This window comes from Leucobacter chromiireducens, from assembly GCF_003917135.1.
In the GTDB taxonomy this organism is placed as follows: domain Bacteria; phylum Actinomycetota; class Actinomycetes; order Actinomycetales; family Microbacteriaceae; genus Leucobacter; species Leucobacter chromiireducens_A.
Genome location: NZ_RPDI01000002.1, coordinates 101,547 through 118,516, shown reverse-complemented (window position 1 = coordinate 118,516; position 16,970 = coordinate 101,547). Strand labels below are relative to the sequence as shown.

Below are 16,970 nucleotides of genomic sequence, written 5' to 3'. Positions count from 1 at the left end.
CACCGGCTGCACCCTCCGCTCCATCCAGATCGAACACGCCGAAGACCTGATCCAAGATCTCTACGACCGCATCAGTCTCGCGCCCGAGTTTCGCCGCGACCTCGAAACACTCCTCCGGCACGGACTGAAGCAGCATCGCACCGACACCGACCTTGAACGGGAACAACTCGAGGCCACGAAGCAGACTATCGAGCGTCGCCAACGCAAGCTCCTCGAAGCCCACTACAACGACGCGATCCCCATCGATATGCTCCGCACCGAGCAGAAACGCCTCGACACCGAACTGGCCGCCACCAACCGCAGCCTCAGCAACCTCACCGCCGATATCGCCGAAGCCGACGAACTCATCGCGATCGCGCTCGACATCGCCCAGCACGCCGGAAACACCTACCTGCAAGCACCCGAACACATCCGCCGCATGCTCAACCAGCTCCTCTTCGACAAGCTCCTCGTCACCACCGACAACAACGGCCAGCACCAGCTAGAAGCAACCTGCGCAACGCCATTCGACATCATCTACAGCCCAGCCAGCCAAGCACTCGTCCACGACGCACGACGCACGCAGTCAACCACCATCCCCGACATCACGGCGCAAACAAAAGAGCCCGCCGAAACCGGCGGGCTCTCCCTGGACGCAATGTCCGATAATCTCATTGCTCTTGTCGAGGGTTCGAGTAAGAGCATCATGGTGGATCTGAGGGGATTCGAACCCCTGACCCCCTGCATGCCATGCAGGTGCGCTACCAACTGCGCCACAGACCCGTGGAAGTCGGAGAAATGCTCCCCCGACAACTCCTCTACTCTACCGCACACGCCCCCGGGTGACGCAAATCATGCGATCCCGGGCGTGCCACTCGCGCGGACGAGCGGCGCGAGCTGACTAGGCCTCGGCTGCGGCGTCGGCCGGCGCGGGGAGCATGTCCGCCACGTCGATGACGGGGCAGTCCTGCCAGAGACGCTCGAGCTGGTAGAAGTCGCGCTCCTCCTGGTGGAAGACGTGCACGATGAGGTCGCCGAAGTCGAGCAGCACCCATCGGCCGCTCTCGCGGCCCTCGCGGCGGATCGTGCGGACGCCAGCGTCGTTCAGCGCGTCCTCGATCGCGTCGGAGATCGCCTGCACGTTGCGCTCCACCGAGCCGGTGAGCACGAGGAAGGCATCGGCGAGCCCGAAGTGCTCGCTCACCTCGAGCGCGACGGGAGCGATCGCGCCCTTGCTGTCCGCAGCGCGGACGGCAAGGGCAAGGTCTGCGCGAAAATCGGTGCGCGTGGGGGTCTGCGTGTTCAGTTCAGTTCCTTTGATTGTGTGCGCGGCGCGGGGAATGCCCCTAGCCGAACATACCGTTGCTTGCACCCCAGATGCCCAGCGCAACCACGGCGAGCAGCAGCCCGCCGCCGGTGAGCGAGAGCACGAGCGGCAGCTTGCTGCGTTCCTTCGCGGGCTTCGCAACGACGGGGATGGTGGAGTCGACGCGCGCGCTCACCGCGTGGCGCGCCGAGACGGGTGCGGGGCCCTGGCCGGTGACCTGCGGGTCGCCCGACTCTGCGCCCGTGATCGGGTCGATCTCGATCGAGTCGTGCAGGCTGGAGTGGCCGCCGGTCTCGCCGAGCGACTTCGGAAGCTGCAGCGAACCCGTCACGTACAGGTCGCCGGTGCCGCCGAGCGGGCCGGTGAGGCCGCCGGTGGTCTCCTCCGGCATCGACGGGAGAATCAGCGCCGAGGTGTTCGAGGTCCCGCCGGCGCCCTCCTGCGACACGGCGCGCGAGATGAGGTCGTCAAACCCGCCCTGCGCGTCGCCGCCCTGCGCGGGCATGCTCCGCGTCGCGGGATCGTCGAACACCGATCGCCACTCCTCCGGCGGTGCGATATCCGGGAAGGAGTAGCTGGGCTTCTCCTCGGCGGGCTCCGCTGGGGCGTCCTCGGCCGGAGCCTCATCCGTTGGGGCGGCGGGCAGATCCTCGGCGGCCTCACTCGGCGCGGGATCGGCGAGCACGGCGTCGACGGGAACGGCAACCGTGGGGGCCGCGTCATCGACCATCTGCTCGGGATCGGCGACGGGCGCGTCCGGGGCGGCGTCTGCCTCGTCCGCTGCCTGCTCGGGCTCTGCCTGCTCGGCCTCAGCCTGCTCAGTCTCAGCGTCGGCCGGCGCAGCGGACTCGTCCGCGCCGCGGCGCTGCCACGGGAACCGCCGCTTCGCCTTCGGAGCCGCGTCGTCGGCGTCCTCCGCCGCTGCGGGATCGGCGTCGACGACCGAGTCTGCCTCGGGCTCAGCCTCGGGCTCGGCCGCGGGGGCCTCCTCCTCCGCCTCGGCCGCGCGCTCCGCCTCGCGGAGTTCCTCGACCGTGAATGGCTCGGTGGGCGGCGAGATCAGCGAGTCGAAGTCCATCTCGCCGGTGAGGGGCGCCGCGGGGGCATCCTCGACGGGCGCGTCCTCGACGGGGGCTTCATCGGCCGGTGCGTCCTCGGCCGGGGTCTCCTCGGCGGCCGGCTCGGGCTCAGGCTCAGCCGCCGCCTCGCGGGCCGCGAGCGCCTCCTCGCGCAGCTGCCGCATTTCGCGTCGGCTGCGGGGCGTGCCGTCTTCGTTGAACGGGGAGATCTCTATCTCCTCGCTCACCGGAGCGGGCGCGGGCGTCTCCACGGGCGCGGAGTCCCCCGACTCCGCCTGCGGTTCAGCGACCTCGGTGAGGTCAAGCGCACCGGTCTCGCCCATCTCCCGGAGACGCAGCTCGCGCCGCGTCAACGGTCGTTGTTCGTCGTGTTCACTCATCCTCTGTCGCTTCCTCGGTGTACAACTCGTGCTTCGCAATGTACTGCACGACACCGTCCGGCACGAGATACCACACCGGATACCCCCTGGCTACCCGCGCACGGCAGTCCGTCGAAGAGATGGCCAGCGCGGGAACTTCCAACAAGCTTACGTGTTCGCCGGACAATCCTGAAAGCGAGAGCTCATGCCCCGGCCGTGACACGGCAATGAAGTGGGCGAGCTCCCAGAGCTTGTCCACGTCCTTCCAGCTCAGGATCTGTTCGACCGCGTCGGCGCCCGAGATGAAGAAGAGCTCGGCCTCCGGCCACTGCTCACGCAGATCGCGGAGCGTGTCGACCGTGTAGGTGGGGCCCTCGCGGTCGACGTCCACGCGGCTGACCGTGAAGCGCGGGTTCGACGCCGTCGCGATCACCGTCATCAGGTAGCGGTGCTCGCTCGGCGAGACGTTGCTCTTCTGCCACGGATTGCCCGTTGGCACGAAAACGACCTCGTCGAGGTCGAAGCTCTGGGCGACTTCGCTCGCCGCGACGAGGTGTCCGTGATGAATCGGATCGAACGTTCCGCCCATCACCCCGATTCGGCGCCGTGGCGTCACCATCCGGGTGTGTCCCCTTAGTGCTGGGCCGCGCCGTGCTCGCGCGCGTATGCCTCAGCCTTCGCCGCGTGACGGTTCGCCACATCGCGGAACGAGAACGTGACCAGGCCAAGCACCACGAAGAGTGACAGGGTGATCAGCCCAAAGACGGGGGCAGGGAACGGCAGCTCGTTGACAACGTGCGAGCCCGCCTCCGAAGCTGCGGTGATCGTGGCGAGAAGTGACATGGAAAACCCCTGCATTCTAGACAGATTGGATACTCGGTCCCAGTGTACCGGTTTCGGTTAGCGAATCTGGCCGTTGCCACGCACCAGCCACTTTGTGCTGGTGAGCTCGGGCAGGCCCATCGGTCCGCGCGCGTGCAGCTTCTGCGTCGAGATGCCCACCTCAGCGCCGAAGCCGAACTCGCCGCCGTCGGTGAACCGGGTGGACGCGTTGACCATCACGACCGCCGAGTCAACCTCGGCGAGGAATCGCTCAGCATTGGCGTAATCCTGCGTGACGATCGACTCGGTGTGGTGGCTGGAGTACTGGCCGATGTGCGCGATCGCCTCGTCCATGGAGTCGACGATCCGCACGCCCATCTCGAGCGCGAGGTGCTCCGTGGACCAGGTCTCCTCGTCGGCGGCGGCGATCTCGGGGACGAGCGCCCGGCTCTCGGCGTCACCGGCGAGGGCGACCCCCGAGTCGGTGAGCGCGCGGGCGAGTCGCGGCAGCATCCGCTCCGCGGCGGCGCGGTGCACGAGCAGCGTCTCGGCCGCGTTGCACACGCTCGGCCGGTGCGTTTTCGCGTTGTGCACGATCGCGGCGGCCATCTCCTCGTCGGCGGTCTCGTCGACGTAGACGTGCACAATGCCGGATCCGGTCTCGATCACGGGCACCGTCGACTCCTGCACCACCGTGGCGATGAGGCCGGCGCTCCCGCGCGGGATCAGCACGTCGACGTAGCCGCGGGCGCGCATCAGCCGGCCGGCCCCCTCGCGCCCGAACTCGTCGATCGTCTGCACGGCGTCGCCGTCGAGGCCGACGCTCGTGAGTGCGCGCTGGATCAGCGCGACGAGCACGCGGTTGCTGTGCTCCGCTGCGGTGCCGCCGCGCAGCACCGCGCCGTTGCCGCTCTTGAGCGCGAGCGCCGCGATGTCGATCGTGACGTTCGGCCGCGCCTCGTAGATGGCGCCGACCACGCCGAAGGGCACGCGTACCTGGTTGATGCGGATGCCGTTCGCGAGCGTCGAGCCGCGCAGCACCTCCCCGACCGGATCCGGCAGCGCGATCACGGAGCGCACCGCGGCGGCAAGCGCGCGGAGCCGATCCTCATCGAGTCGCAGCCGGTCGAGCAGCCCCTCCCCGATGCCGTTGCGCTCGCCGGCCTCGAGATCCTTCGCGTTCTCCACAACGACCTCTGGGACGCTGCGCTCCAGTTCCACCGCGATCGCCTCGAGCGCGGCATTCTTCTGCGCGGTCGTGACGGTGGCGAGCGACTTGGCCGCGCTGCGCGCGCGCTCGAGCTTCTGGAGGAAGAGATCAGCCTGGGACATGGCCCAAGCTTAGCCGGTTCGGCTCCGACTACGCTGCGTCCGGGTTGCCGTCGAAGCGCGTCCCGTGATCCGCACCGTCGAGCACGCCGGCGAACAGCCGCGTCTCGGTGAGCAGCACCTGGGTGCCAGCGTCGGCGGCAAGACGTGCCGCCTGCACTTTCGTCGCCGCGCCGCCGGTGCCCCACCCGGACTGCGCGGCACCGATCTCGATGCCGGCGAGTTCGTCGCCGTAGGGGACGTGCGGGATCCGCGTCGCGCCGACGACGGTCGGCGGCGCGGTGTAGAGCGCGTCGACGTCGGAGAGCAGCACGAGGCGATCGGCGCCAACGAGGCGCGCAACGAGCGCGGCGAGCCGATCGTTGTCGCCGAAGCGGATCTCGTGCGTCGCCACGGTGTCGTTCTCGTTGATGATCGGCAGGATCCCGAGCTGCAGGAGGCGCTCGATGGCGCGCCGCGCGTTGCCGCGGTGCGTCGGATTCTCCATGTCGTGCGCGGTGAGCAGCACCTGGCCGGCGATCACGTCGTGGCTGCTGAGCGCACGCTGGTAGCGGTTCACCAGGATGTTCTGGCCCACCGCAGCCGCCGCCTGCTGCGTGGCGAGGTCGTCGGGGCGCTCGTCGAGCCGGAGGAAGGGCACGCCGGTCGCGATCGCGCCGCTCGAGACGAGGATCACCTCGGCGCCTGCGGCGTGGAGCCGCGCGAGGGACGAGACGAGCGTGGGGATCTGGCCGGCGTTGTCGCCGCTCACCGAGGAGGAGCCGACCTTCACGACGACGCGGCGGGCGGCGAGCAGTTCGTCGCCGACGCTCACGACTCCTCGCTCCAGAGCCCCGCCTCGCGCTCGCGCTCGAGCTCGGCGCGCGCCTCAGCCTTACCGTCCATCATTTCGTGGTACTCGGTGCGGCGCTCCTTGTTGGTGCGACGCTGATTCGGATCGATCCGCGCGTCGGTGCCGCGCACGCCGATCTGGACCTCGGCCGCGCTCGTGACCGTCGGCTCCCAGTCGAAGACGACGCCGGAGCCGGGGCCGATCACCACGGTGGAGCCGGCGACCGCGCCGGCCTTCACGAGCGCGTCGTCGATGCGGATCTTCTGCAGTCGATCGGCGAGGTAGCCAACGGCCTCGTCGTTCTGGAAGTCGGTCTGCGCGACCCAGCGCTCGGGCTTCGGGCCGAGGATCCGGTAGATCGTGCCGTAGGTGCCGCCCTCGGTGACGACGCGGAAGCCGTTGTCGTCTTTCGCCTTCGGCGTGAGGACGATACGCGGCTGCTCCGGCGCCTCGGCGAGCGCCTTCGCGCGCGCGTCCTCAACGAGCGCGCCGAGCGCGAAGCCGAGTTCGCGCAGTCCCTCGTGCGAGACCGTCGAGATGAGGAACACGCGGTAGCCGCGCGCCTCGAGGTCGGCGCGCACGAACTCGGCGAGCTCGCGCGCCTCGGGCACGTCGATCTTGTTGAGCGCGACGAGCTGCGGGCGCTCGAGGAGCGGGATCTGCCCATCGGGCACGGGGTACGCCTCGAGCTCGCGCAGAATCACGTCGAGGTCGGAGATGGGATCGCGGCCGGGCTCGAGCGTCGCGCAGTCGAGGACGTGCAGCAGCGCGCTGCAGCGCTCGACGTGGCGCAGGAAGTCGAGGCCGAGGCCGCGCCCCTCGCTCGCGCCCTCGATGAGGCCGGGCACGTCGGCGACGGTGAAGCGCGACTCCCCGGCCTGCACGACCCCGAGGTTCGGGTGCAGCGTGGTGAACGGGTAGTCGGCGATCTTCGGCTTCGCGGCGCTCATCGCGGCGATGAGGCTCGACTTGCCCGCCGAGGGGTACCCGACGAGCGCAACGTCGGCGATCGTCTTCAGCTCGAGCGTGAGCGATCCCGCTTCGCCCTCGGTGCCGAGCAGCGCGAAGCCGGGCGCCACGCGCTTCGCGCTCGCGAGCGCGTTGTTGCCGAGCCCGCCGATGCCGCCGCGTGCCGCGACGAAGCGCAGCCCGGGCTCGTCGAGGTCGACGAGGGTCTCCCCCGCCGCATCCTTGACCACGGTGCCGACCGGCACGGGCAGCACGAGCTCCTCGCCCGTGGTGCCGGCGCGGTAGCCGCCGGCGCCGAATCCGCCGTTCTCGGCGACGCGATGCGGGCGGCGGTGGTACTCGAGCAGGGTGTTGACCTGCGGGTCGGCGACGATGACGATGTCGCCACCGTCACCGCCGGCGCCGCCGTCCGGGCCGGCGAGTGGCTTGAATTTCTCTCGCCTGACCGACACGCAGCCGTTGCCGCCGCGTCCCGCCTGGAGGTGCACCTGCACCTGGTCAACGAATGTCACCATGCTGAGAAATCCTTCGCTAGATACGGCAAAAGGCGAGCCGAAGCCCGCCTCGCCGTTGATCGCCTAAGTTAGGCTGCGGAAACGATGTTGACGACCTTGCGGCCGCCCTTCGCACCGAACTCAACCGAGCCCGCTGCGAGAGCGAACAGGGTGTCGTCCTTGCCACGACCGACGTTCGCGCCGGGGTGGAAACGGGTGCCGCGCTGGCGAACGATGATCTCGCCGGCGTTCACCTGCTGGCCGCCGAAGCGCTTCACGCCGAGGCGCTGCGCGTTCGAGTCGCGACCGTTCTTGCTGGAGCCCACGCCCTTTTTGGATGCCATGAGTCTCTACTCCTTCGGTAGTGCCTGGAAAGTGTTACTTGATGCCGGTGACCTTGAGGCGCGTCAGATCCTGACGGTGCCCCTGGCGGCTCTTGTAACCGGTCTTGTTCTTGTAGCGCTGGATCACGATCTTCGGGCCACGGAGGTCGTTGAGGACCTCAGCCGTGACCTTGACCTTCGCGAGCGCCGCGGCGTCGGTGGTCACCTTGTCGCCATCAACGAGCAGCACCGCGGGAAGCTCCAGCTTGCCCTTGGCGTCACCCGAAACACGGTTGACGGTGATGATCGAGCCGACCTCGACCTTCTCCTGACGGCCGCTTGTGCGCACAACTGCGTAAACCACTTCTCACCCTTTTTCTTAGAGGATTGTTTTTGTGTCGAAGCGCGGCCGTGCCGACTTCGAAGTCTTGAGGTATGCCGCCGGGGCGGCACCAACGCTCAATAATATCTCGGACACCCGCACCTGGTCAAATAGGCGCGACCGCGTGTCACTGCCGCTCGCCCTCCTTGCGGCGCACCGTTGCCTCGAGCGCTTCGGCAAGCGCGAGCTGCGCCGCCTGGGCGTCGTCCTTCGGCTGCGGCTCGCCGTTCGGACGCAGCGGCGCGGTCGTGACGCGGCGGCTCCGCGCACGCCCGGCCCCAGCGCTGGGGGCGTCGGGCAGCGCGTCGAGCACGGAGTCGAGGAGATTGCCGGGGGCCGAGGCCTCCACGCGCGGGGCCTGCGGCTCCTGGCGCTCGAACGCGGCGCCGTCACCGGCCTGGCGCGAGCCACGCGAGGTGACCCGGCCCGTCTGGCGCGGCTGCGCCGCGCCGGTGCGCTCATCCTCGCCGCGGCCTTCCGCGCTCTGTTCCGTCGCCTTCGCGACGGGAATCGTCGAGGCTGCGACCTGCGCGAGCATGTTCTTCGCGCCGTCCGTGATGGAGTGCGCCTTCGCGTCCGTGTGGTGCGGTGCCTGCTGCCCGCCGGCGGAGTTGCCGCCGCCGTTGCCGCCATTGCCGCCGCGACCCCCGCGCTTCGAGCCGCGCGACGGCGCCTCGCTGCGGTGCTTCGACACGGGCTCGTGGTGCACGATCACGCCGCGCCCAGCGCACACCTCGCACGGCTCGCTGAACGACTCGAGCAGCCCGAGCCCGAGCTTCTTGCGCGTCATCTGCACGAGGCCAAGCGACGTCACCTCGGCGACCTGGTGCTTCGTGCGGTCACGGCTCAGGCACTCGACCATGCGGCGGAGCACGAGGTCGCGGTTCGACTCGAGCACCATGTCGATGAAGTCGACCACGATGATGCCGCCGATGTCGCGGAGCCGCAGCTGGCGCACGATCTCCTCGGCGGCTTCGAGGTTGTTCTTCGTGACGGTCTCCTCGAGGTTGCCCCCGGAGCCGACGAACTTCCCGGTGTTCACGTCGACGACGGTCATCGCCTCGGTTCGGTCGATCACGAGCGAGCCGCCGGAGGGCAGCCAGACCTTGCGATCGAGCGCCTTCGCGATCTGCTCGGTCACGCGGTACTCGTCGAAGATGTCGCGCTCACCGGTGTAGCGCTCGACGCGCTCCAGCAGATCCGGCGCCACCTGCGAGAGGTAGTTCTCAATGACCGTGTAGGTGTCCTCGCCAGCGATCTTGAGCTTCTGGAAGTCCTCGTTGAAGACGTCGCGCACGATCTTGATGAGCATGTCCGGCTCGGAGTGCAAGAGCACCGGGCCGCCGCCCTTGGCGACGCGCTTCTGAATCGACTCCCACTGGCGGGTGAGGCGCTGCACGTCGTGCGTGAGCTGATCCTCGCTCGCGCCCTCCGCCGCGGTGCGCACGATCACGCCTGCGCCGGTGGGGAGCACCTCCTTCAGGATCTTCTTCAGGCGCGCGCGCTCGGTGTCGGGGAGCTTGCGCGAGATGCCGTTCATCGCACCGCCTGGCACGTACACGAGGAAGCGGCCGGGCAGCGAGATCTGGCTCGTGAGGCGCGCGCCCTTGTGGCCGACCGGATCCTTCGTCACTTGGACGAGCACCTGGTCGCCCGGCTTCAGCGCGTTCTCGATCTTCCGGGCCGTGTTGCCGCCCTCGAACTCCGACCAGTCCACCTCGCCGGAGTAGAGCACGGCGTTGCGGCCGCGCCCGATGTCGACGAACGCCGCCTCCATGCTGGGCAGCACGTTCTGCACGCGACCGAGGTACACGTTCCCGATGAGCGAGGACTCGCTGGAGCGGGCGACGTAGTGCTCAACCAGCACCTTGTCCTCCATGACGCCGATCTGCACGCGGTCTGCGGTCGTGCGGACGATCATTTCACGGTCGACCGACTCGCGGCGCGCGAGGAACTCGGACTCGGTGATGACGACGCGGCGGCGCCCCGCATCGCGGCCATCACGGCGGCGCTGCTTCTTCGCCTCGAGGCGCGTCGAGCCCTTCACCTTCTGCGGCTCGGTGATGACGGGCGCCTGCCGCTGCGGTCGGCGCGATCCCTCATCGTCCTGCGGCGATTCGAAGCTGCTCCCGCGCCGCCGGCGCGTGCGCGACGACGACGTGGTGCTCTCGCGCTCCTCGGCCTCGTCCTCGGGCTGGAAGCGCTGGTCGAGGATGTCATCCAGCTGGCGCAGCTCGCTCGGGCGCAGCTCGCTGCGGCGCGGGCGCGGCGCGATCGGGGGCACGTCGGGCGCGAGGAAGATGAGGCGCGTCGTCGCGCGGAAGCGCTCCTCAGGCGTCATCTCCGAAAGCGGGAGCACGAGCGGCGCTGCCGGCTCAGCCGGGGCGTCCGCCCCAGCGGGCTCCGCAGTCGCGCTCGTGTCCGCTGGCGCCTCCACCGCGGTGTCCACCGCCTCCGGCAGCTGCGGCTCCGTGTCGTGCTGTTCTTCTGTCGTCTGCTTCACCATTCCTGGTGTCTCCTTCGATCCGGAGAAAGCATTGCTCGCTCCGGCAATTCTTTGTTCGGCGGGACGTCCCGCTCATCCTGTTCCCCGCGGATGCCTGCACCCGCGCTCGGTCGTTCTTCGACCGGTGACGACCTGGCGGCCACCAAAAGACTGTGCGTGCTGTTCCCAATACCGGGGTGACATGCACTGCGATACTCATTATGTCACGCGGTCCCTGAATTCCGCAGGATCCGGGCAATGCGGCGTCACGTTCCGGGCGTGGGAGGCGTCTCAGTCGGGCGGCACGCAGGCTGGCGCATTATGATCGGCGACATGAGCTCTGCACTTGACACCGCCCGGCGCCCCGTGGGTTTCGCCGTGTTCACGATCATCGCCGGCGCGGTGGGCTGGTTCGCCTCGTGGGAGCTCCTCACCGAGTACATCAAGACGCTCGCGCAGCCCGGCTACGTGCCGAACTGTGCGGTCAGCCTGCTCGTCACCTGCGGACCGAACATGGGCTCCTGGCAGGGCTCGGTGCTCGGCTTCAGCAACACCATCATCGGGGTGTCCGCGTTCATGGCTCCCATCATCGTGGGCGTCGCACTCCTCGCGGGCGCGCGCTTCGCGCCGTGGTTCTGGCGGCTCTACCAGCTCGGCCTCCTCGCCGGCTTCGTGTTCGTGTGCTGGCTCTTCTCGCAGAGCGTCTACTCGATCGGCACCCTGTGCCCCTGGTGCATGGTGGTGTGGTCGGCCACGATCCCGCTCTGGTGGTTCAGCGCGTTCGCACCGGACGCGCAGGGCCTCATCCCGGGTTCTGACGCGCGGCGGCGCGGCTTCCAGCAAGCCCAGTCGTGGGCCTGGGTGCTGGTGCTCGTCACGGTGCTCATCATCGCGTTCCTCGCGCAGCTCGAGCTCGACTGGTTCGCCGAGATCGCGCGGAGCGTCTAGTCAGCTGACTGGGACGAGCCGCCGCCACAGCTCGTCGACCTGGCGGATCGTGTCCGCCTCGGTGCCCCCCGTGTCGATGACCACGTCGGCGATCGCGCGCCGCTCCGCGTTGCTCGCCTGATTCGCGATCCGGTTGCGGGCGTCCTCCTCGCTCATGCCGCGCAGCTCGACCATGCGCGCGATCCGCACCTCCGGTGGCGCTTCGGCGACCACGACGAGGTCGAACGGGAGTTCCCTGGCCGCCTCGACGAGCAGGGGGATCTCGTACACCACCACCCGATCCGGATCGGCGGAGCGCGCCGCACGCACCGCACCGTCGAAGAGCCGCTGCACCTCGGGATGCACGATCCCGTTCAGCGCGGCGAGCGCGGTGGAGTCGGCGAACACCAGCGCGCCGAGCGCCTGGCGGTCGAGCGAACCGTCCGGGAGGATCACGCGGTCCGCGCCGAAACGCTCGGCCACCCTGGCGAGCCCCGGGGTGCCGGGCGCCACAGCGTCGCGAGCAAGCTGATCCGCATCGATTCGGGTCGCGCCCAGCTCGGCGAGCCGACGGCCGATCGTCGATTTTCCCGCGGCGATCCCGCCCGTGAGTCCGATGAGCGTCATTCCCCCAGCGTAGCGCGCCGGCCGCGGCTGGCGGCTATGCTGGCGCCAGAGGGAGGCGCGCATGCTCGAGGTCATCACCGGAATCACACTCGCGGCCTCGGCGGGCCTCAACGCCTACATTCCGCTGCTCGGTCTCGGGCTGCTCTCGCGGTTCACGAGCTGGGTGGAGCTGCCGGCCGGCTGGGCGTGGCTGGAGAACGGCTGGGCGCTCGGCATCCTGGGCGTCCTGCTGCTGCTCGAGGTGATCGTCGACAAAGTGCCCGCGCTCGACAGCATCAACGACCTCCTGCAGACGATCGTGCGTCCAGCCTCGGGCGGCATGGTGTTTGCCGCTGGCTCCGCGAGCGACACGGTGGCGGTCACCGATCCCGCGGCGTTCGCGGAGTCGCCGCAGTTCTGGCCGTTCCTCATCGGCGTGGCGGTCGCCCTGATCCCGCACATCCTGAAGTCGGTCGTCCGCCCCATCCTGAACGTGCTCACCGCCGGCGCAGGGGCCGCGATCTCGAGCACGCTCGAGGACATCGGTGCCGCGCTGCTCACGATCCTGGCCGTGCTTGTGCCCGTCATCGCGCTCGGCGCGCTCGTGCTCGGTGTCGTGCTCATGGCGCGCCGGCTCACGCGTGTGCGGCGGCAACGCGCTGAGCAACTCGCCGGGAACGCCGAAGGCCCGGCCACCCACGCGGGTGACCGGGCCTTCGGAGCAGAGGGTTAGTTGCCCTCGAGCTGCGCCTTCAGCGCGGCGAGTGCCGCGTCGTCAGCGAGCGCGCCGGTCGAAGCCGAGTCGCTCGAGAAGCTCGAGCCGCTGGCCTCGGCCGCAGCCGGAGCCGCGATGACCTCGGTGAGCGCCGCGGCGACCTGCTTCTTGTGAGCCTCCCAGCGCTCCTGGGCAGCAGCGTACTCCTGCTCCCACTTCTCGCGCTGCGACTCGAAGCCTTCCTTCCACTCCTGCGTCTCGGGATCGAAGCCCTCGGGGTACTTGTACTCGCCGTTCTCGTCGTACTCCGTGGTCATGCCGTAGAGCGCGGGATCGAACTCGGTGCCCTCGGGGTCGACGCCGTCGTTCGCCTGCTTGAGGCTGAGCGAGATGCGGCGGCGATCGAGATCGATGTCGATGATCTTGACGAAGACCTCCTGGCCGGCCGAAACGACCTGCTCAGCGAGCTCAACGTGCTGACCCGACAGCTCAGAGATGTGGACGAGGCCCTCGATGCCGTCGGCAACGCGAACGAACGCGCCGAAGGGAACGAGCTTCGTGACGACACCCGGGGCGATCTGGCCGATCGCGTGGGTGCGTGCGAAGACCTGCCACGGATCCTCCTGCGTCGCCTTGAGCGACAGCGAGACGCGCTCGCGGTCGAGCTCGACGGAGAGCACCTCGACGGTGACCTCCTGGCCCACCTCGACGACGTCGGAGGCGTGCTCGATGTGCTTCCAGGACAGCTCGGAGACGTGCACGAGGCCGTCCACGCCGCCCAGGTCGACGAACGCACCGAAGTTGACGATCGACGAGATGACACCCTTGCGCACCTGGCCGGGCTTGAGCTCGGCGAGGAACGAGGAGCGGGTCGCCGACTGCGTCTCCTCGAGGAGCGCACGGCGCGAGAGCACCACGTTGTTGCGGTTCTTGTCGAGCTCGAGGATCTTCGCCTCGATCTCCTGGCCCAGGTACGGGGTCAGGTCGCGCACGCGGCGCAGCTCGATGAGCGAAGCCGGGAGGAAGCCACGGAGCCCGATGTCAACGATGAGGCCGCCCTTGACAACCTCGATGACGGTGCCGGTGACGACGCCCTCGTTCTCCTTGATCTTCTCCACGTCGCCCCACGCACGCTCGTACTGCGCGCGCTTCTTGGACAGGATCAGGCGACCTTCCTTGTCCTCCTTCTGGAGCACGAGTGCCTCAACAGAGTCGCCGACCTCGACGACCTCATCGGGGTCGACGTCGTGCTTGATGGACAGCTCGCGTGAGGGGATCACACCCTCGGTCTTGAACCCGACGTCGAGGAGCACCTCGTCGCGGTCAATCTTCACGACGGTGCCCTCGATGAGGTCTCCGTCGTTGAAGGACTTAATGGTCTCTTCGACCGCAGCAAGGAAGTCGTCGGCCGAGCCGATGTCGTTGATCGCGACCTGCTTGCTGGTGGTCGTTGCGTTCGTCATGTAAATGGTCTCCAGAATGGACAGGATATTCAGGCGATGCGTGCACAATGGTGTTCACGTCGAAGTCCGAAATGAACGCGCACCCATCGCATGTGGACATGGTTGAGTCGCCACAAATGTGACAACTCAGTCTACCTCGGGATTCTCGGGAGTTGCAAGCGCAGCGGCGGGCCGATTCGCCAGGTGCAGCACGATGCCGCCGACGGCGCCCACGACCACGACGGCGAAGGCCCCGATCACCACGAGAAGCTTGATGTTCACGTCGATCGTGTCGTCATTCCACACGAGCAGGTTCGGCGCCCACTGCCACGGCTGCCCGAGGATGCGCGCCACCGCCCAGTCGACGACGACGCCCCCTGCGCCGAGCAGCGCAGCGACCATCGAGATGCGCAGCGCCGCGGGACCCGGCACGTAACGGATCACGAGCGCAAGCGCCCACACCAGCGCGACGCCGACGGCCGCGAGCGGCAGCATCCGGGTGAGCCACAGTCCCGGCTGCCCGATCGCGAGCGCGATGACGCCGAGGAACAGCGCGAGTGCGACCGTGTCGATGGCCAGCGTGAGGACGGTGCGGTGGCGGCGCAGCGGTTCGGGGAGCGGGAGGAGCGCGAGCAGGATCGGGGTGAACACCACGAGCAGGCCGAGCAGCACGGCCGCGACCGCGATCCACAGCCACATGCCGGGCGCCGCCTGCGCCCAGACGAGGAGGAGCAGCGCGACGAGGCTCGCCGTGGCTCCCCCGAGCGCCCACCAGCCCGGGTGCGGGAGGCCGAGCATGGGCAGCGTGGTGAGGCTGAAGGCGATGCCGACCGCCGCGAGCACGATCCAGAACCAGGACAGCGTGTGCGACACGGAGAGGTTCACGATGAGGCAGGTGAGGATCGTCGCGGCGTAGGCGATGCCGGTGCTCCAGAGCAGCGCGGAGCGCCAGCCGCGGTACATCTTGGCGTCGCGGGTGTCGGCGCGTGCCTCGTGGTCCTCGCTCGCGCTGATGAGTTCTTGCCCGGTCACGCCGAGTTCCGCGGCGAGGGCCTGCACCATGGTGATGTCGGGGTAGGAGAGGCCGCGCTCCCACTTGGAGACCGCCGACTCGGTGACGTGCAGCCGCGCGGCGAGCTCCTTCTGGGTGAGTCCGAGCGCGCGGCGGCGCTCGGTGACGAAGCGCCCGAGGTCGCGCTTGGTGATGTCAGTGTGCATGACTCCATCCCATCACGGGCACCGGTAGCGGTGTGCCGCCTGGGGCCAAAACTGGCGAGATTCGGCGACTCGACCGATTGGCCAGTGAGGTCCTTTCTCTCATTTAGTGAGGGTTTGATCCGGAATCCTGGTGGGGTACTGGATCAAAGTGGGTTGGGATTGCGGGGGTGGTGGGTAGGGGTTGGGGGCAGGGTGGGCGCCTGGGCGGTCCGGCGTGGGTGGGCCGGGCGGAGTGGGAGGGCCCACTCTCGCATTTAGTTGCGGTTCGGGCCGGAATGGCTCGCAGGCACCGGACCATACCCGCTGCGAGTTGCTGGCAGGCTGGTGAGATCTGCGGCGCACCGATCTCAGCGGGGAGCGGGCAGGAGCAGTGCGGGATCCGGCAGACCCGTCCGCGCAGTTCCAGGCTGACGCCCCTGCCCGGGAGGGGACACGACTCGCTCACAGGCGCAGGGCGCACGCGAACCTCAGCCAGATCATCCACAATCTCAATGTTCTCGTCGCTCACCGCTCCGAGACGCTCAGACTCCTTGCATGAGCAGAACACCAACTCCCCTACCGGACGCACTTGGCGACACCTTCACGGCAGCCCAGGCTCGCGCGCTCGGAGTGCACTCAAGACGACTCGCACAGCGTGATGTTGCGCGACTTGCGCGCGGCAGCTATGCCAGGCGATCTACCCATTCGTGGGACAGCCAACCGGGCCTGGACGGCCTCGCGCCACACGTGCACGAACGCTGGCGCCGCGAGAGCAGGGGCCGCGCGATGGCCCTCTCGGCGCACATTCCGCCCGGCGCGTTCTTCACGCACCGCACCGCCGCAACGCTCTGGCGGCTGCCAGTCTCGCCGCCGGAAGTGCACCCCGATCGACTCGATCTCGCCGCGTTCGGGCAGCGGCCAGGGATACCGCGAGCCGGAATCGCTTCGCGTTCACTTTCGCCACGACTAGCCAACGTCGTCACACGGCACGGAACTCGGCTCACCGATCCCGCTAGCACCTGGGCGCTGCTCGCCCCTGGGCTCAGCAGGCTCGAGGCGATCGCGCTCGGCGACGCCATCCTGCATGAGAGCAGGCGACCGGGCACGAATGAACTGCGCTCTCCACCGCTCGCGACGCCGGATCAGCTGTGGGCGGCCCTTGCAGTGCCCTACCGACGCTATCGGCCGAGGCTGCGCGCGCTCTTCGCTGAGCTCTCGCGGCACGCCGCATCTCCCCCAGAGAGCCATCTGCGACTCCTCCTCCGCCAGTGGGATTTCCCCGCGCCGAGTCTCGATCATGACGTGTGGGATCCTCACGGGCACCTCCTCGGCAACAGCGAGATCGCATTTCCCGATCAACGCCTCGCGCTCGAGTATGAGGGCGCGCACCACTTCAGTCTGGCGAAGCAGTATGCGCGCGACATCGAGAAGGCTCAGCTGTATGCCGAACACGGGTGGACCATCCTCCGCGTCACCGCAGAGCTCCTGTACCGCCGCCCCGAGACGCTCCGGCAACGGATCGGCACGGCTCTCACGCAGGGCATGGGCTGATGCGCAGTTCCGCTCACCGCCTCGCTGGCCGAGGAGGCACCACCGCCCCGGCTCCGCGGCGCGGCACACACGTGGAACGACTCTGCTCCGCAATCTGGGCTGCAGACTGGGTCAAGCTCGCGGCAACTACGATTCAACGCGTCCGCACCCTC

At 68.7% G+C, this 16,970-nt stretch carries 16 protein-coding genes and 1 tRNA gene; 3 read left to right on the top strand and 14 right to left on the bottom strand.

What is annotated here, in order from left to right:
* Window positions 1–686: 686 nt before the first annotated feature.
* The 11 genes from EGM46_RS01670 to EGM46_RS01620 all read right to left on the bottom strand — a co-directional run bounded on the left by EGM46_RS01670 (window position 687) and on the right by EGM46_RS01620 (window position 10,401).
* Window positions 687–762 (bottom strand) — tRNA-Ala (locus EGM46_RS01670).
* 118 nt (window positions 763–880) lie between these two features.
* Entirely contained in the window at window positions 881–1,285 is a 405-nt protein-coding gene (gene rsfS, locus EGM46_RS01665) for a ribosome silencing factor (RefSeq protein WP_125098496.1), read from the bottom strand.
* 40 nt (window positions 1,286–1,325) lie between these two features.
* Window positions 1,326–2,765: a hypothetical protein gene (locus tag EGM46_RS01660; protein WP_125098438.1), complete on the bottom strand. Its 1,440-nt coding sequence runs from the start codon at window positions 2,763–2,765 to the stop codon at window positions 1,326–1,328.
* Window positions 2,758–3,363, bottom strand: coding sequence for a nicotinate-nucleotide adenylyltransferase (nadD, locus tag EGM46_RS01655; RefSeq protein ID WP_125098437.1), 606 nt, complete (start codon window positions 3,361–3,363; stop codon window positions 2,758–2,760). Before nadD ends, EGM46_RS01660 begins: the two co-directional genes overlap by 8 nt.
* A gap of 14 nt (window positions 3,364–3,377) precedes the next feature.
* Window positions 3,378–3,587 (bottom strand): hypothetical protein, encoded by a 210-nt coding sequence (locus EGM46_RS01650; protein WP_125098436.1) that lies wholly within the window; start codon window positions 3,585–3,587, stop codon window positions 3,378–3,380.
* A gap of 57 nt (window positions 3,588–3,644) precedes the next feature.
* Window positions 3,645–4,898 (bottom strand): glutamate-5-semialdehyde dehydrogenase, encoded by a 1,254-nt coding sequence (locus EGM46_RS01645; RefSeq protein WP_125098435.1) that lies wholly within the window; start codon window positions 4,896–4,898, stop codon window positions 3,645–3,647.
* A 28-nt stretch (window positions 4,899–4,926) separates the two neighbouring features.
* Entirely contained in the window at window positions 4,927–5,709 is a 783-nt protein-coding gene (proB, locus tag EGM46_RS01640; RefSeq protein ID WP_125098434.1) for a glutamate 5-kinase, read from the bottom strand.
* Window positions 5,706–7,211: a GTPase ObgE gene (obgE, locus tag EGM46_RS01635; RefSeq protein WP_125098433.1), complete on the bottom strand. Its 1,506-nt coding sequence runs from the start codon at window positions 7,209–7,211 to the stop codon at window positions 5,706–5,708. Before obgE ends, proB begins: the two co-directional genes overlap by 4 nt.
* A gap of 68 nt (window positions 7,212–7,279) precedes the next feature.
* Window positions 7,280–7,534 carry a 50S ribosomal protein L27 gene (gene rpmA / locus EGM46_RS01630; protein ID WP_025133606.1) on the bottom strand — a complete coding sequence of 85 codons (255 nt, stop codon included), beginning with the start codon at window positions 7,532–7,534 and terminating at the stop codon, window positions 7,280–7,282.
* Between the two features lie 34 nt (window positions 7,535–7,568).
* Window positions 7,569–7,877, bottom strand: coding sequence for a 50S ribosomal protein L21 (gene rplU, locus EGM46_RS01625; RefSeq protein ID WP_125098432.1), 309 nt, complete (start codon window positions 7,875–7,877; stop codon window positions 7,569–7,571).
* Window positions 7,878–8,022: 145 nt separating this feature from the next.
* The gene (locus EGM46_RS01620; protein ID WP_125098431.1) at window positions 8,023–10,401 is read right to left on the bottom strand and encodes an Rne/Rng family ribonuclease; all 2,379 of its coding nucleotides are present in this window, start codon (window positions 10,399–10,401) and stop codon (window positions 8,023–8,025) included.
* Between the two features lie 312 nt (window positions 10,402–10,713).
* Between EGM46_RS01620 and EGM46_RS01615 the strand changes: the two genes are divergently transcribed.
* Complete coding sequence (locus EGM46_RS01615) at window positions 10,714–11,328, top strand: vitamin K epoxide reductase family protein (RefSeq protein ID WP_125098430.1); 615 nt, start codon at window positions 10,714–10,716, stop codon at window positions 11,326–11,328.
* Here the strand turns inward: EGM46_RS01615 and coaE are convergent, their stop codons facing one another.
* Window positions 11,329–11,934 carry a dephospho-CoA kinase gene (coaE, locus tag EGM46_RS01610; protein WP_125098429.1) on the bottom strand — a complete coding sequence of 202 codons (606 nt, stop codon included), beginning with the start codon at window positions 11,932–11,934 and terminating at the stop codon, window positions 11,329–11,331.
* Window positions 11,935–11,995: 61 nt separating this feature from the next.
* On the opposite strand from coaE, the gene EGM46_RS01605 reads away from it, so the two are divergent.
* Window positions 11,996–12,646: a DUF4126 domain-containing protein gene (locus tag EGM46_RS01605; protein WP_125098428.1), complete on the top strand. Its 651-nt coding sequence runs from the start codon at window positions 11,996–11,998 to the stop codon at window positions 12,644–12,646.
* Here the strand turns inward: EGM46_RS01605 and rpsA are convergent.
* Together rpsA and EGM46_RS01595 are read right to left on the bottom strand one after the other, a co-directional pair.
* Window positions 12,643–14,091: a 30S ribosomal protein S1 gene (gene rpsA, locus EGM46_RS01600; protein ID WP_125098427.1), complete on the bottom strand. Its 1,449-nt coding sequence runs from the start codon at window positions 14,089–14,091 to the stop codon at window positions 12,643–12,645. The genes EGM46_RS01605 and rpsA overlap by 4 nt on opposite strands.
* Window positions 14,092–14,217: 126 nt before the next feature.
* The gene (locus EGM46_RS01595) at window positions 14,218–15,288 is read right to left on the bottom strand and encodes a helix-turn-helix domain-containing protein (RefSeq protein ID WP_125098426.1); all 1,071 of its coding nucleotides are present in this window, start codon (window positions 15,286–15,288) and stop codon (window positions 14,218–14,220) included.
* A gap of 765 nt (window positions 15,289–16,053) precedes the next feature.
* On the opposite strand from EGM46_RS01595, the gene EGM46_RS01590 reads away from it, so the two are divergent.
* A complete protein-coding gene (locus EGM46_RS01590; RefSeq protein WP_125098425.1) occupies window positions 16,054–16,818 on the top strand; it encodes a hypothetical protein in 765 nt (254 codons plus the stop codon).
* Window positions 16,819–16,970: the final 152 nt, after the last annotated feature.

Bases quoted from the DNA above. Each gene is read 5' to 3' on its own strand.
- EGM46_RS01660 (WP_125098438.1), bottom strand. From the start codon at position 2,765: ATGAGTGAACACGACGAACAACGACCGTTGACGCGGCGCGAGCTGCGT.
- nadD (WP_125098437.1), bottom strand. From the start codon at position 3,363: ATGGTGACGCCACGGCGCCGAATCGGGGTGATGGGCGGAACGTTCGAT.
- EGM46_RS01650 (WP_125098436.1), bottom strand. From the start codon at position 3,587: ATGTCACTTCTCGCCACGATCACCGCAGCTTCGGAGGCGGGCTCGCAC.
- EGM46_RS01645 (WP_125098435.1), bottom strand. From the start codon at position 4,898: ATGTCCCAGGCTGATCTCTTCCTCCAGAAGCTCGAGCGCGCGCGCAGC.
- obgE (WP_125098433.1), bottom strand. From the start codon at position 7,211: ATGGTGACATTCGTTGACCAGGTGCAGGTGCACCTCCAGGCGGGACGC.
- rpmA (WP_025133606.1), bottom strand. From the start codon at position 7,534: ATGGCATCCAAAAAGGGCGTGGGCTCCAGCAAGAACGGTCGCGACTCG.
- EGM46_RS01620 (WP_125098431.1), bottom strand. From the start codon at position 10,401: ATGGTGAAGCAGACGACAGAAGAACAGCACGACACGGAGCCGCAGCTG.
- EGM46_RS01615 (WP_125098430.1), top strand. From the start codon at position 10,714: ATGAGCTCTGCACTTGACACCGCCCGGCGCCCCGTGGGTTTCGCCGTG.
- coaE (WP_125098429.1), bottom strand. From the start codon at position 11,934: ATGACGCTCATCGGACTCACGGGCGGGATCGCCGCGGGAAAATCGACG.
- EGM46_RS01605 (WP_125098428.1), top strand. From the start codon at position 11,996: ATGCTCGAGGTCATCACCGGAATCACACTCGCGGCCTCGGCGGGCCTC.
- rpsA (WP_125098427.1), bottom strand. From the start codon at position 14,091: ATGACGAACGCAACGACCACCAGCAAGCAGGTCGCGATCAACGACATC.
- EGM46_RS01595 (WP_125098426.1), bottom strand. From the start codon at position 15,288: ATGCACACTGACATCACCAAGCGCGACCTCGGGCGCTTCGTCACCGAG.
- EGM46_RS01590 (WP_125098425.1), top strand. From the start codon at position 16,054: ATGGCCCTCTCGGCGCACATTCCGCCCGGCGCGTTCTTCACGCACCGC.